We start from the raw sequence: 14,367 nt of genomic DNA on the forward strand, positions 1-14,367 counted from the left end.
TCATTGAGTTGTCATGAAAAGAGGACTAAACCGGAGCTTCCCATCACACATCAGGAGAGTAGCGCATGATCCGTACCGCACAGGCCCACTGGGCCGGCAATGGCCAGCAGGGCGAAGGCACGCTGACGACGCAGAGCAAGGTGCTGAACAGCCAGCCCTACAGCTTCAAGCTCCGTTTTGAAAACGCCGATGGCCAGGCCGGCACCAATCCGGAAGAACTGATCGCCGCGGCCCATTCCGGCTGCTTCTCCATGGCCCTGGCCTTTGCCCTGGCGGCGGGCGGTTTTACAGCCGACAGCATCGATACCGAGGCTTCGGTCAAGCTCGATCCGGCCGAGGGCGGTTTCGCCATTACTGGCATCACGCTGAAGCTGACGGCCAAGATTCCCGGTATTACCAAAGAGCAGTTCGACGCCATCGCCGCTGGCGCCAAGGCCAATTGCCCGGTCTCCAAGGCGCTGTCATCGGTGCCGATCACGCTTGAGGCGACACTGGTTTAAGGCTGATCGACGTCACAGTCGTTCGATTTCAAGAACCCGGTATAGAGTCGGAAATCCGACTTCTTGCCGGGTTTTTTCAGGCGGGAAACCGTACCGGCGTCTTGCAGGTTGGCAAAGCACCGGGCCAGGTCCGGCGTATGACCCGCTGAAACCACGATCAGGGCGCGACTGCCGGGCTCAGGACGATAATCCGGCCAGTTGTAGCGATCCTGTTCAGCCATAGGCACTATGGCGTGGTCTGACATCCAGAGATGATGATAACTGATCTCGCCCTGACTGTTGTAATCAGTGGTGGCGATCCAATTGGCATCCGCCTTGTGAGCGGCATTATCGACCTGGTACATCAGTCCCTTCCAGCCCTGGCTCAGTCCGGCGGCACCGGTCATCTGCGGCAGAACGGCGCCAAGGGCGAGATAGGCGAGCGCAAGCGCGCTTAGCCCGATGCCCATCGGCGGCGCCCATTTGCGCGCCCAGCCGAACCGGCCGCCTTCCGCCGCCACTGCCGCCAGCAACACCAGTCCGGGAAAGACCGGCGCCGGCCAGTTACCCTGGATGCGGTCGTGAAAGACATGGACCAGCATATAGGCCAGCAGGGGCAGGGGCAGGGCGACCAGCAGGGTCAGGGCGGAGTTGTCGCGCTGTTTCCACCACGCCTTCACGCCCAGAACCACAAAGACAAAGATTAGCGGATTGAGCAGCAGGGGCTGTGAAATCAGAAATTCCAGCAGATATTGCGCTGTCAGGTGCGCACCTTCGATACGGCCGAACTGTTTGGCGAAGGTGATCCACTGGTGTTGTGCGTTCCACATCAGGTTGGGCGCCATGGCTGCCAGAGCGATCACGCCGCCGAGCCATGGCCAGGGCGTCAGAAGCCACTTGCGCGCCGGCTTATCGAGCACAAACCACGCCAGAACACCTAAGCCTAAGAAGAAGTTGGTATATTTGGCCTCTATGCCCAGCCCGGCGAACAGGCCGAACAACAGCCACCAATAGCCCTTGCCAGTCGCCTGCAGCTTCGCCAGCGCCCACAGTCCAAAGGCCCACATCAGCACCGACGGCGGATCGGGCGTGGCGACCACCGAACCGATGCTCAAAAGCAGGCAGGCATTGAGCCACAAGAGGGCGCGGCGGGCGACGGCGTCGCTGAAAAGAGTCTTGCCGGTATCATGGATCAGCCAGCTCAGAATCGCGAAACTCAGGACAAACGGCAGCCGAACCAGCAGGGCTGTATCGTAGAGCCAGGTAAAGGCCGCGATCCACCATGCCACCATCGGCGGATGATCGTAATAGCCAAAGGCCGGATGCTGCGCCCACAGCCAGTAATAGCTTTCATCCGGCACCAATCCGGCAAGCCCTGCCGCCAGCAGCCGCAGGACCATCAGTCCGGCGAGCAGGGGCAGGTAGGGGATACGGCGCAGGCGGTCAATCAGGCTCATACGCTCTTATTGGCCGGTTTCGCCCCTATAAACAAGTCTGGTCAGACAAGCTTCATGACGGCCGGACCGCCCAGGGCTGGATCGGTCACGGATGGCTGTCCGGTTTCGATATGACCGGCAAAGCGATGGCTGAAGCCGTTGCCGCTGACGCTGATATCGTACCACTGTCCGCTGGCCGCCAGATCGAAGGGCAGGTCTTGCGATTGCCCGGCGGTGAGCGTGACCGTCCGTTCTGGCTGGCCATAGGCCTCGTCACGCAGGATCACCTGGCCTTCGCCCCTCAGCGTCAGGCGGTTATCGTGCCATTGCGCCGGTATGGCCTGCGCGGTCTTGCCGGCAAAACGGCGATGGAAACCATTCGGCGCATAGAGCCACAGGTCATAGTCTTCACCCGCCGGGATCAGGGCGGTCAGTTGCCCGCCGGCCTTCACCGTATAGCGGCGCGGTGGCGCGGCCGGCGCCAACTGGTCATAGATATGGAAAACCACGGCGGTCGCGGTGCCCGAATTGCTGAGATCGAGCACCACAAATCCAGGTTTGGTCGCGGCATTGGCTTCGAAAGCGTAGGGCAGGGGGCGCCGCGGCCGCTGGCCCTTTTCCTGAACCGGCGGGGTGATCTGCGCCGGCGGCTTCGGCGTGGGCTGGCCGTCCAGCTTGCGGGCACGCTCAGCGAGTTCAGTCGTTTTCGGCAGACCCTGGAAGAAGGCTTCGCTGTTCGGGCTGGCGAAATCGAAACAGCTGGTCAGGTCACCGCAGACGGCACGGCGCCACGGGCTGATATTGGGCTCATGCACGCCGAACCGCGTCTCCAGGAAACGGATGACCGAGGTGTGGTCAAACACCTGCGAATTGACGAAACCGCCCTTGCTCCATGGCGAAATGATATAGAGCGGCACGCGCGGGCCGAGGCCGTAGGGGCGGTCTTTCCAGTCCTTGTCGTTATGATATTCGCCGGTGGTGTCGACCTGGCTCTCGCCGTAGGTCACGCCGTCGAGCTTGGCGGGCACCGAGGGGGGCGGCACATGGTCGAAATAGCCGTCATTCTCATCGAAATTGATCAGGAAGACCGTCCTGGCCCAGACCGCCGGATTGGCGGTCAGGGCGTCGAGCACCTGGGCGGTATAGTCCGCGCCCTGCGCCGGGGAAGACGGGCTCGGGTGCTCGGACCCCGCCTCGGTGGCGACAATCCACGAGACCTGCGGCAGCTTGTCGGCCAGCACGTCTTCCTTCAGCTTGTCGAGGGCGCGGGTACGCAGTGAACGCGCCGCCAGGTCTACCAGAGGCGCGGACTTCGACTTGTCGGCCATACGGTAGAGCTTGAAGCCGGCCAGGGGATTGTCGGTGAAATTGTCGTCCATATCCTGATAGATCTGCCAGCTGATGCCGGAAGCGGTCAGGCGTTCGGGATAGGTGACCCACTCATAGCCGCCATGGCCCTGCGGATCGGATTTCAGATTGTCGTAGCCGTTATCGATGGCCGGGCCGTGATGCGTGCCGGAAGGATCATTGGTGCCGGTCCAGATGAACAGGCGGTTCGGATTGGTGCCCGCATGGATGGCGCAGTGATAGGCGTCGCAGATCGTGAAGGCCTCGGCCAGGGCGAACTGGAACGGGATATCCTCACGCGTGAAATAGCCCAGGCTGTGATTGTGCTTGGCTCCAGGCCAGTTATCCAGCCGGCCCAGATCCCAGGCGTCCTGCGCGTTGACGAAATTGTGCGGCGTGCCTTCGGCGCGCATATAGGTAAAATCCTGAACCGTATTGAAACGGTAGGGCGCGATCAGGTGCTTGGCGTCATGTTCGTCGGGCTGGGACCATACTGTGCCGTTGACGGTCGGGATCGGGAAGCGGTCGGAAAAGCCCCGCACGCCTGAGAGCGTGCCGAAATAATGGTCGAAAGCGCGGTTTTCCTGGGTGAGGATGACGACATGCTGCACATCCCTGATCGTGCCGGTGCGATTGTCTGCCGGGATATCGAGCGCGCGGGCGATTGAGGCGGGCAGGGTGCCCAGCGAGGCCGTCAGCAGGCTGGACAGCAGGAAACGGCGGCGATCTATGGTCATGATGTCCCCTCAAGGCAGGTGCCTTAGGGGCATATCAGCCGGTTATGACGGTTTTATCAAGGCTGAAGACTGGTCAACACCTTGATTATGCGGCGCGTGCGGGTCTCAGCCGTTTTGGCATCTGTCACCGAGCGGACATGTTCCTTGCGATAGGTGAAGGCCAGCGTGTCGAAAGCGTCGCGCTTGCCGGCGTCTTCAAGAGCGCTGGCCAGGTCGTCCGGCACCTCTACCGTGCGCACTTCGGTATCCAGGGCCAGCTCGATCTCAACTTCATCGCCTGCCGCTACACCGGCCGGAGCGCGATTTTCGAGGCTGAGCGGCAGCATGAAACGGCCGCCCATGACCGAGATTGTGGAGCGATAGGTATAGCCATTGATCGTCACCCGAACCGGCGGACGCTTGCCCTTGCCGAGCGCCTCGACGATTTCCGGGGGCACGATAATGCCCGTAACATTGCGGGCTTCGGGCTGATCGATGATCGTGCGGAATTTCATGAGCCTCTCACAGTTTCAGGAACCAGCGCTTTTGCCAGCATAACAGAAGCGGCAGAAAGATCACCGTCAGCATGACCATGCCGAACAGAAACGAGGCCAGGTGCGAGTCTGCAAAGGTGCTGAACGTCACTTGGCCCAGGCCGCGTAGGGAATAGGCGGGCGGCTTCAGCCAGACAAAATCAATTACCGGTCCGAGCAGGAAGCTCAACACATAGGCCAGCAGGGGATTGGCGCCATAAACCTTTGCCGGGAAAAGCACGGGCGCGGCCTTCAGGCGTTCGATCAGCACGGTGATCAGGGCCAGGGACGCCCAACTGAATCCGCAGGTGAAGAGGATAAAGGTCGAGGTCCAGATGTTCTTGATGATCGGGCAGAGGCCATTCAGCAGAACGGCCAGGGCCATCAGCAGCGTGCCCACGGTAAACAGAGTGACGAGGGGGCGTTTCAGCGAGGGATAGAGGGCACCGGTCAGCGCGCCGAAAAGGACATTGGCGCAGACGGGGATCGTGCTCAGCAGGCCATCGGGATCGAAGACCACCTTGCCGTCGACCGGCCAGTAGGGGAACATGTGATCGGTGGTGAAGACGGCGCGATCGATATAGGCGGGCCAGCTACCGACGGGATCGAAACGTGGCGCCCCAAATCCCGGCACCGGCACAAGATAGAGCCACAGAAACCAGCCGATGGTGACGGCGGCAAAGGCAATGGCCGTGGCTTTCACCGGATTACGGCCGCCGGCAAACAATACAAACAACGAGACCAGAGCATAGGCCATGCCGATCCGCTGCAACACGCCCGGCAAACGCAGATGGGCGAAGTCGAAACCTGGATAGCCATTTAGGAACAGGCCGATCACTACCAGCAGCGCCGCGCGGATGAGGATATGCCTCACCAGCTCGGCCTTGCCGGCGCCTTTTTCAGTCCGGCGGCGCAAGGACAGCGGAATAACCACGCCGATGCAGAACAGAAAGACCGGCGCCACCATGTCGATAAACTCGCCGCCCTGCCAGACCGCATGAACCAGCCAGCTATAGGATTGCCCCCAGGCGCCGGGATTGAGACTGAGCAGCATAAAGATGATGCTCAGTCCCCGCAGTATATCGAGCGCCTCCCAGCGTTTCGTGGTCGTGGCTTCCATGGTTTTTCCCTTATGTTTGTTATGGTGTCCCGAACAGTTTAAAATCCGGCAGCTTGCCGCGCCGTTTCACTTCATCGTCCGTACCGATGCGGAAGACTGAGCCGTCCGAACCATCGAAGGCCTTCCAGATGGGCAGACTCGCGCCGTTCGGATCGCCGGTAGCGGCGAAGGCCACCCAAGTGTCGGCCAGTTGCGCCGCCAGTTGCCGGTCCTCGGCTGTCCACGGGCGCTGTTCCCAATCCAGGTGATCGAAGACGTACTGGATTTCGGCGCCATGGCCGATGCCGCAGCCATAGCCGCAGTTCGGCAGTTCCGCCGGGCGATGGGCAAAATAATAAACGTATGGCTTTGAGCGGCCGTTCCTGACTTGCAAACTGGCCCAGTACTGCATCCGCCAGCCCCACCAGTCGTTGGTGAGTTGGTTGATCGACTGCCTGGCTTCGGCATCGGTTGCGTTGGGATAGGCGGCCAGGAGGGCCGGAGAGGGTGCATGTCCGAGCAGCTTCGTCACCAGGGCCAGGTGGTTGGCGGCGGTGAAATCGCCGGTGCCGAGGATTTCCGGCGCCAGGTCCTTGCCTTCTTCAGCGTTCCAACCGACCAGCAGGGGGACGTCGTTCTGGCGGTGGTTACGGTAGGTGGTGGTCAGATCTTCGACCAGAACGTGGCCGTCGACGATAGGCACTGGCGACCATGGCTGTCCGCGCAGTTGATCGACGCTCAGGGCACGCAGGTCAGCCAGATGGGCCGCACCTGCGGACCGGGTAAAGGCCACACCCTTGGCTTCCGCCGTGGCGCGGTCGAAATGCGCGTTCTCGCTGGCATCGATCGGCAGGGCATCATTGCCGCTTTCGGCGATGGCGCGCTGGAACAGCCCTTTGGCCAGCGGTGAGGCGACCAGGATCGCGACGGATTCGCCGCCGGCGGATTCGCCCATGAGGGTGACGCGATGCGGATCACCGCCAAAGGCCGCTATATTGGCCTGCACCCAGTGCAGCGCCGCGATCTGGTCTTCGATACCCTGGTTGCCGGATGCATGATCAGGGGATTCCGCCGTCAGTTCCGGATGCGCAAAGAAGCCGAAGATGCCAAGCCTGTAATTGATCGTGACTACGATGGCGCCGTGTTTCGCCAGATTGCCGCCGTCGAACACCGGCTGCCCGGCTGTGCCGCCATAATAGCCGCCGCCGTGAATCCACATGATGACCGGCAGGTCTTTGGCGTTTTCAGGCGCCCAGACATTGAGGTACAGGCAGTCCTCGCTTTTGGCGTTGGGCAGCCAGTCGGCATTGGGGGCGCAGGCCGGCGAGAAGGCTGTCGCCGCCTTTGCGCCATCCCACGGCACGACCGGTTGCGGCGGACGCCAGCGCAGATCGCCGACCGGCGGCGCGGCGAAGGGAACGCCTAGCCAACTCCGCACCTCACCGGTGTCGGCACCCGTTATCATCCCGCCGGTCACGGATACTGGCGGGGTCGTCTGGGCAAGGGCAGGGAGTGTCATCAGCGCGGCACCAAGAACGATTAAGCTACTCAGTACTCGCATGGCGTTTCTCCCCCCGCCCAAAAACTTGGAAAGCTTATTTGCCGATCACCTGAACCAGTGACGGGGCCGACTTGGCGAAGGCCTTGTCGGAACCGGAGGCGGTCAGGGTCTGGCTGGCATCGTTCCAGTGCAGGGTGGTGGTCGTTGCCCCCTTGCCCTTTTCATAGTCGTAGCTCACGCCGTCGTCGTCATAAAGCGTAAAGTCGCCGTCCTTGCCGGGATAGACCTTGAGCGCGGCGATGGTCTGCCTGGTGGCGGTCGACTGGATGTCCGACCCCACCGGCACGATCGAGCCGGCCTTCACGAACACCGGAATCTGGTTGATCGGCGCGGCCACCTTGACCCACTGGCCACCGGTCAGCTTCTCGTTGGTCCAGTAATTGTACCAGTCGGCGCCGGCCGGCAGGTAAACGTCCTTTTCCGTCTGGCCCTGTTTGGTGACTGGGGCGACGAGGAAGGCTGGGCCGAACATATACTGCGTGCCGATATCGGCGACGTTCGGATCGTTGGGGAAGTCCATCCACAGGGCGCGCATGAACGGGGCGCCGGTGTCGTAGGTCGTCTTGGCCGAGGAATAGAGATACGGGATCAACTGGTAACGCAGGCGGTCATAATCGGCCAGGATCGCTTCGGCTTGCTTGCCGAAGGCCCAGATTTCCGTGTGTTTGCGATCACCGTGCAGGCGCAGTGTCGGCAGGAAGGTGCCGTACTGGAACCAGCGCGTGAACAGCTCCGGATAGTCATTGTTCTGGCCGACCGTTTCGCGCGCGTCCGACGGATCGAGCAGGGGCGTGCCGGTGAAACTGGTGGTCTGCGGCAGCCATTGCCAGCCGCCGATATCATTGCCCCAATACGCAATCCCCGATGCGGTCATGTTCAGGCCGGTCGGGATCTGGCGGGCCAGGGCTTCCCAGGTCGGGTTGATGTCCGACGACCAGAACAGGGCGCCGGTGCGCTGCGAACCGAGATAGGCGGCGCGCGACAGGATCAGCACGCGCTTGTTCGGCTTCCATTCACGCATCCCTTGCGCCACGCCCTCGACGTGCAGCAGCGGGAAGACGTTGTGATAGCGGTCGCCGGAGCCGATGGAATAGTAGAAGCCATCTGGCACCAGGTCCGGCTCAGTCTCGTCCAGCCACGGATAATCGAAGCCGTGCGACAGGATATTGTCGCGGGCGTGCTCCCAGAACCACTTGCGCGCTTCCGGGTTGGTGGAGTCGATCAGGCCGCCGGTGCGGTCGGAACGGAAGGGCAGGCCATCGACCGACTTGCCGTCCTTGTCCTTCAGCAGGAAGCCCTTGCGGTCCAGTTCGTTGAAGTAGCGGCCCGAAGTCTCGTAGCGCGGCCAGATCGAGATGATCGACTGCATGCCCATGTCGTGCAACTGCTTGTTCATGGCGTCGGGATCGGGATATTCGGCCGGATTGATGTCCATCTGGCCCATGCGGGTCCAGTAGAACCAGTCCACCACCATGACATCGAGTGGGTATTTCTTTTCACGATAGGTATTGGCGACGCGCAGCACTTCCTGCTGGCTGTCATAACGCGCTTTGGACTGGATCAGGCCGAAGGCGGACTTAGGGGGTATCGGCGTCTTGCCGGTCAGGCGGGCATAGCCGGAATAGATCTCTTCCGGCGTCGAACCGGTGATGACGAAGAACGACACGCGCTCGCCGACCTTCGACTGGAAGCCGAGGCGGCCATTGACGCCGCCGACAAAGCGGGTGGCCGAGGCATTGTCCCAGACAATGCCGTAGCCTTTCGAGGAGACCATGAAGGGCACGCAGACGGTTTCGCCGGCCGGGGCGTCATACCAGTGCTGGCAATCGATGGTGCGGCCGCGCAGGTCAAGATCGCTCAGCGATTCCTGGTTCTGGCCCATGCCGTAATAGTGCTCGCCGGCGGGGGCGGCGAAGGCGGCACCAACCTGGTAGGTCTGCTCACCGGCCACTTCGTGCGGCGACATTTCCCAGCCATTGAGCGTCAGGACGGTCTCGCCCTTGGCGTTCTGGACTTGCAGGCCGACCGGGGCGAGGGCGGGGGCGAAGTACTTCTCGCCCTGGCTCGGCACATGCGGTGCCGGGGCGGCATTGACGTGCAGGGTCAGGCCATTCGACGTGAAGGTATCGCCATTGCTGTCGCTGGTCTGTTTGAAGGCGCCATTATCGGCATGATCGGCCAGAATGCCGTAGCCCGGCCCCTTCAGGACCTCGGCCTTATCCACGGCAATGGTGACATGGACGATGTTCGGGCCATAGGCCTCGACCGAGACCCAGGCGCCGTTGCGATCCAGCGTGGAAATCGGCGCAGCCTGTACGGCGGACGCAATCGCGAGGGCCGACACAACGCCCAAAAGGGTGGTTTTTAAAAGGTGACGCATGATCTTCTCCCACAGGTCAGTGCGCCATTGATAGCGCTATCATTAAAGCCACGGCTAAGCTTTGATCGCGGACTCGTCAAGTCCAATCATCGTACAAATCGCGCTTCCGTGAAAATCTGGCAAGGAAGTTTTCACCGGCCAAACCGGCGCCCCGTAGACTCATGGCTTTGCCGGAGGGGCCATGATCATAGACCGCAAAGCCTTTTTCGACCGCGTTCGCGGCTCGCTTTTTGCCGGGAAGCTGCTGTCCAGTCGCGTGGAAGGGATGAGTCTCCTACTCGATGGCTGGGACGCCCGCCATGCAGGTCAGGACTTGCGCTGGCTGGCCTATGCCCTCGCGACCGTCTATCACGAAACCGCCTTCACCATGCAGCCGGTGACCGAGCAGGGCGGGGTGCGCTACCTGACCTATATGTACGATCCGCAAAGCCCCAATCCGAAACGCGCGGCGCAGGCGTTGGCGAACGGCAATACCCATCCTGGCGACGGCGTGAAATACTGCGGCCGCGGCTATGTGCAACTGACCTGGGCCAACAATTACCGGCGCATCGGCGACCTGATCGGCCTTGACCTGCTGTCGCATCCCGAAAAGGCCCTGGAACCGGAGATCGCCGCGCGTATCCTGTTTGAAGGCATGATTGGCGGCTGGTTCAGCGGCGTCGGCCTCGGACGCTACCTCAACACCCGATCCACCGACTGGAAAAACGCCCGCCGCATCATCAATGGCCTCGATTGCACCGATCAAATCGCTGGTTATGCCAAGGCTTTCAACATTGCATTGGCCTAAAAAACTACGGCAAATTTGATCGTCTTTAATTATTAATGCAATAATTACGTGAAATTTCATCATTAATAACACGTTTACGTTGATTTGTTATATTTAAAGTTGCAAATCTAGAACGGAGCGCTTGATGAGCGGGCAACTTTTCTTCGGAGATAACCTACATATTCTCAAGGAATATGTTCGATCTGATAGTATAGATTTAATTTACCTTGATCCTCCCTTCAATTCAAATGCTAGCTATAACCTTCTGTTTAAAGGACCTGCGGGCAGGCAAGCGGAAGCACAAATCGAGGCCTTTGACGATACCTGGCATTGGGGGTTTGCTGCGGCGGAGGCCTATGAAGACGTTTTGCGTTCTGGAACAAATGCCGCCCCGCTCTTAAAAGCTTTGCGTTCTTCGCTTGGTGATAGTGACATGATGGCTTATTTGGCTATGATGAGTATACGTTTAGTAGAGCTTCATAGAGTTCTTAAATCAACAGGGAGTTTGTATCTTCATTGTGATCCTACTGCTAGTCACTATCTTAAATTAGTTCTCGATTCCATTTTTGGAGGATGTAATTTTAGGAGTGAAATAATTTGGAAGCGGACGAGTGCTCATAATTCAGCTAAACGTTGGGGACCAGTTCATGACGTCATTTTATTCTATACTGCTTCTGAAAAATACACTTGGAATAAAGTGTATCAAGATTACAACTCAGCTTATGTTGAAGCGTTCTACCGATATGTTGACTCCGATGGAAGAAGATATCGTATAGGGGATTTAACTGGTGCAGGGCAGCGGCAAGGGGAATCTGGGGCAATTTGGCGAGAAATAAATCCCACCTCTAAAGGTCGGCACTGGGCTCCACCACGTACATTTCCAGGAGGAAGCTTAGTCCCAAAAAATGCTTTAGCTGCATTAGATTATTTGGATTCTGTAGGTAGAATATATTGGCCCCCCAAAATTAATGGCGTGCCTGGTTTTAAACGCTATTTAGAAGATATGAATGGCGTGCAAATTCAGGATATTATTGACGATATTGGTCCTGTCTCTTCGCAATCAAAAGATCGCATCGGCTATCCGACTCAAAAACCGTTTGCCCTTCTCGAACGTATAATTGCGGCGTCGAGTAATAAGGGCGACATTATTCTCGATCCCTTTTGTGGCTGTGGTACTGCAGTTCATGCCGCGGAAAGGAATGAACGTAATTGGATCGGCATAGATGTTACTTTCCCTGCCATTCAAGTAATCAATGATAGGTTGAGGCATTATGCGCCTGCAGCGCAATATGAAATTGGTGGTATTCCAAAAACTTTAGAAGATGCAGAAGCTTTGGCTACTTTGGATAAGTTCCAATTTCAATTTTGGGCAGTCGCGCTTATTGGCGGGCACTCTAAAAGTGGAAGAGGAGCAGACCATGGTATTGATGGTCAATTCTTTTTCAAATTAGATGCGAAAGCTGATGGTGTCGGACTGATATCAGTCAAAGGCGGTAAAAATCTCAATCCGTCCATGGTGCGCGATTTACGCGGCACCATGGAAAGAGAGGGAGCTGAAATGGCGGTATTTGTCTGTATAGGTGAACCTAGTGCGCAAATGGTTACGGAGGCCGCGAGTGCAGGTTTTTTCACTAGTTCTCAAGGAAGGCATCCCCGGTTACAGATAAAGACAATTCGTGATTTATTACAAGGCAACGGAATTGATAGTCCCCTTTTATACACAACCGTATCTATGGCTGAGAGCAACAGAAAATCAGTAAGGGCTTCTCAGCAAAAACTAGCTATTCCATCGAGAGAATTGTTACGCCAACGTAATTTACTCCTTCCGATTATCGGGGGCAATGCAAAAGGCCATAAAGGGCAAGTGGAATTGCCATTTGACCAACACGCAGAAAAGTTGAGCCGAGCAATTAATAAATAACTTAATCTGCGTTCGGCGACTGACGAGGGGCGTGACCTCATCCTGCAAGTCTTCTGAATGCTGGATGGCAGGCCTAGAAGGAACTTGACGTCAGCGCTAGTCTGCAAGTCGCTTTGCCTACATCTGTCATATCCGCATGACCGGCGGCTTCGCCTTGCTTGTCGTCAGCCTCATAATTTTCTCTATTTTCATGGGAAGATAAAGTAAAAAAGCCCGGTCAGCGAACTGACCGGGCTTTTTTACTTAATGCTGAAGCTTTTTTTATGCCGCGCGCAGGCGGCCGACGAAGGCCATGACCTCGTGTTGCAGGTCTTCCGAACGCGTTTCGAGATCAGAGGAGAGGCTGAGCAGGGTCTTGGCCGCTTCACCCGTCTGCGAGGCCGCATCGCCTACGCCCGCCATATGGCCGGTGACTTCGCGGGTGCCGTCGGCGGCGCGGTTGGTATTGCCGGCGATTTCCTGGGTGGCGTAGCCCTGTTGCTCGACCGAGGCGGCGATGGCCGTGGTCAGGCCGCCGATCTGCTCGATGGTGCGCACGATGGTGTCGATGCTGGAGACGGTCTCGCTGGTCGCCGACTGGATCTCGCCGATCTTGCTACGGATGTCGTCCGTGGCTTTGGCGGTCTGCTGGGCCAGTTGCTTGACCTCGGAGGCGACGACCGCGAAGCCCTTGCCGGCCTCACCGGCGCGGGCCGATTCGATGGTGGCGTTGAGCGCCAGCAGGTTGGTCTGGGCGGCGATGGCCTGGATCAGGTTGATGACCTCGCCGATCTGCTGGGCGGCGGTGCTCAGGGTCTGGATGGCGGCCTCGGTCTTGGCGGCTTCCTCGACCGCCAGGCGCGTCACCTGCGAGGTGCGGGTGACCTGCTCGTTGATCTCGCCGACGCTAGCCGAAAGCTCCTCGGTGGCGGCGGCGACGCTCTGGACATTGTTGGCGGCTTCGACGGCGGCATTGTTGACCGACTGGACACGCACGGCGGCATCGTCGGCGGCATGGGTCAGGCTCTTGGCTGAGTCGGCGACGGTGCGTGACGAGGTGGCGAAGCGGCGGGCCAGTTCACCCATGCTCTGCTCGAACTCCGAGGCGATGCGGTTGCGTTCGTCGCGCATGTTCTCGGCGATGCGCATTTCCTCTTCCTGCTGGTGCGCTTTCAGGGTTTCACCTTCGGCGGCGCGGTCACGCAGGGTGCGGATCGAGCGCCACAGCGATGAGATTTCGTCCTTCGCGTGGGTTTCCGGCACGGCGGTATCGTAGGCGCCTTCGGAAATGCGCATGACGCTTTCGGTGACATGGTGCAGCGGGCGCGAGATCGACTTGATGGCCACCCACAGCGAGGCGGCGATCAGGGCCAGGATGCCGGTGCCGGCGATCAGCAGGAACTGCCAGACGCGGGTGTGCTGATACTTGGTCATGTCGGCCTTGGAGGCTTCCAGATTGCCCTTGATGTGCTTGACCATGGCGTCGATCGAGGCCTGGAAGGCCTTGCGGTTCTCGCGGTTGGTGTCGTTGTTGCCCAGCGTGCTGGCCTCGGCCGGCGTGGCCTCGCGGCCCAGGCGGGCCAGTTCGCGGCGCAGGGTGATGAATTCGTTGGCCTTGGCTTCGACATCGGCAAATTCCGGCAGTTCGCCCGGCTTCAGCCCGGCCTTCCACTCGGTCATCATGCTGCCGATTTCGTTCAGTTGCTTATCGACGCCATCCGCGTACTTGGTGGCTTCCTTGGTATCCTTGGACATGTAGACGCCGCGCGATTCCATGACCGCCGCGGTGACCAGGCGGTTCAGGTGTTCCCCGCGATAGGCGTTATCCTGAGCCTTATCAGCACTTTGCAGCATGTGGTTGTAATCATTGATCGTCATCAGGCCAAGCCCGGTGACGGCCGCCGCCATGATCGCGAAACAAGCGACGAGGGCAAGGATGCGCGCCTTAATGGTCATGTGGTACTCCGCTACTTATCCAACTGAATAATAAAGAGGTTTTAGCCTATCTCTGGTTAATGGACTCTAACCGTGTTCTTTGAAAACGCTCCCAGGGATTGCGTAAAATGGCTACACCCTTTGCGGGCAAGGGTTTCCTGATTTCCCTAGCGTTAACCTGTGGCTCGAATTGCGGGGAGAAAACGCATTTAACC

10 protein-coding genes are annotated in these 14,367 nt (G+C 59.1%); 3 read left to right on the top strand and 7 right to left on the bottom strand.

Annotation, left to right across the window (positions count from 1 at the left end):
- Positions 1-65: 65 nt before the first annotated feature.
- Entirely contained in the window at positions 66-500 is a 435-nt protein-coding gene (locus QM647_RS10620) for an OsmC family protein (RefSeq protein WP_414995486.1), read from the top strand.
- Here QM647_RS10620 and QM647_RS10625 read toward each other — a convergent pair.
- The 6 genes from QM647_RS10625 to QM647_RS10650 form a co-directional block, all read right to left on the bottom strand.
- Positions 497-1,936 carry an ArnT family glycosyltransferase gene (locus QM647_RS10625; protein WP_414995487.1) on the bottom strand — a complete coding sequence of 480 codons (1,440 nt, stop codon included), beginning with the start codon at positions 1,934-1,936 and terminating at the stop codon, positions 497-499. The two genes, QM647_RS10620 and QM647_RS10625, sit on opposite strands and share 4 nt — an antisense overlap.
- A 41-nt stretch (positions 1,937-1,977) precedes the next feature.
- Positions 1,978-3,999 (bottom strand): phosphocholine-specific phospholipase C, encoded by a 2,022-nt coding sequence (locus tag QM647_RS10630; protein ID WP_414995488.1) that lies wholly within the window; start codon positions 3,997-3,999, stop codon positions 1,978-1,980.
- Positions 4,000-4,055: 56 nt separating this feature from the next.
- Complete coding sequence (locus tag QM647_RS10635; RefSeq protein ID WP_414995489.1) at positions 4,056-4,493, bottom strand: YdeI/OmpD-associated family protein; 438 nt, start codon at positions 4,491-4,493, stop codon at positions 4,056-4,058.
- A gap of 7 nt (positions 4,494-4,500) precedes the next feature.
- Positions 4,501-5,631 carry an acyltransferase family protein gene (locus QM647_RS10640; protein WP_414995490.1) on the bottom strand — a complete coding sequence of 377 codons (1,131 nt, stop codon included), beginning with the start codon at positions 5,629-5,631 and terminating at the stop codon, positions 4,501-4,503.
- A gap of 19 nt (positions 5,632-5,650) precedes the next feature.
- Positions 5,651-7,129: a carboxylesterase/lipase family protein gene (locus tag QM647_RS10645; protein ID WP_414995491.1), complete on the bottom strand. Its 1,479-nt coding sequence runs from the start codon at positions 7,127-7,129 to the stop codon at positions 5,651-5,653.
- Positions 7,130-7,205: 76 nt separating this feature from the next.
- Positions 7,206-9,551, bottom strand: coding sequence for a TIM-barrel domain-containing protein (locus QM647_RS10650; protein ID WP_414995492.1), 2,346 nt, complete (start codon positions 9,549-9,551; stop codon positions 7,206-7,208).
- 181 nt (positions 9,552-9,732) lie between these two features.
- On the opposite strand from QM647_RS10650, the gene QM647_RS10655 reads away from it, so the two are divergent.
- Together QM647_RS10655 and QM647_RS10660 are read left to right on the top strand one after the other, a co-directional pair.
- On the top strand, positions 9,733-10,338 hold the full coding sequence (locus QM647_RS10655; RefSeq protein ID WP_414995493.1) for a glycoside hydrolase family 19 protein: 606 nt from the start codon (positions 9,733-9,735) through the stop codon (positions 10,336-10,338).
- Between the two features lie 124 nt (positions 10,339-10,462).
- Entirely contained in the window at positions 10,463-12,238 is a 1,776-nt protein-coding gene (locus tag QM647_RS10660; RefSeq protein WP_414995494.1) for a site-specific DNA-methyltransferase, read from the top strand.
- 261 nt (positions 12,239-12,499) lie between these two features.
- Here the strand turns inward: QM647_RS10660 and QM647_RS10665 are convergent, their stop codons facing one another.
- The gene (locus QM647_RS10665) at positions 12,500-14,173 is read right to left on the bottom strand and encodes a methyl-accepting chemotaxis protein (RefSeq protein WP_414995495.1); all 1,674 of its coding nucleotides are present in this window, start codon (positions 14,171-14,173) and stop codon (positions 12,500-12,502) included.
- Positions 14,174-14,367 lie beyond the last annotated feature (194 nt).

The sequence above is a fragment of the Asticcacaulis sp. genome (assembly GCF_047605585.1).
Classification (GTDB): domain Bacteria; phylum Pseudomonadota; class Alphaproteobacteria; order Caulobacterales; family Caulobacteraceae; genus Asticcacaulis.

Bases quoted from the DNA above. Each gene is read 5' to 3' on its own strand.
- QM647_RS10620 (WP_414995486.1), top strand. From the start codon at position 66: ATGATCCGTACCGCACAGGCCCACTGGGCCGGCAATGGCCAGCAGGGC.
- QM647_RS10625 (WP_414995487.1), bottom strand. From the start codon at position 1,936: ATGAGCCTGATTGACCGCCTGCGCCGTATCCCCTACCTGCCCCTGCTC.
- QM647_RS10630 (WP_414995488.1), bottom strand. From the start codon at position 3,999: ATGACCATAGATCGCCGCCGTTTCCTGCTGTCCAGCCTGCTGACGGCC.
- QM647_RS10635 (WP_414995489.1), bottom strand. From the start codon at position 4,493: ATGAAATTCCGCACGATCATCGATCAGCCCGAAGCCCGCAATGTTACG.
- QM647_RS10640 (WP_414995490.1), bottom strand. From the start codon at position 5,631: ATGGAAGCCACGACCACGAAACGCTGGGAGGCGCTCGATATACTGCGG.
- QM647_RS10645 (WP_414995491.1), bottom strand. From the start codon at position 7,129: ATGACACTCCCTGCCCTTGCCCAGACGACCCCGCCAGTATCCGTGACC.
- QM647_RS10650 (WP_414995492.1), bottom strand. From the start codon at position 9,551: ATGCGTCACCTTTTAAAAACCACCCTTTTGGGCGTTGTGTCGGCCCTC.
- QM647_RS10655 (WP_414995493.1), top strand. From the start codon at position 9,733: ATGATCATAGACCGCAAAGCCTTTTTCGACCGCGTTCGCGGCTCGCTT.
- QM647_RS10660 (WP_414995494.1), top strand. From the start codon at position 10,463: ATGAGCGGGCAACTTTTCTTCGGAGATAACCTACATATTCTCAAGGAA.
- QM647_RS10665 (WP_414995495.1), bottom strand. From the start codon at position 14,173: ATGACCATTAAGGCGCGCATCCTTGCCCTCGTCGCTTGTTTCGCGATC.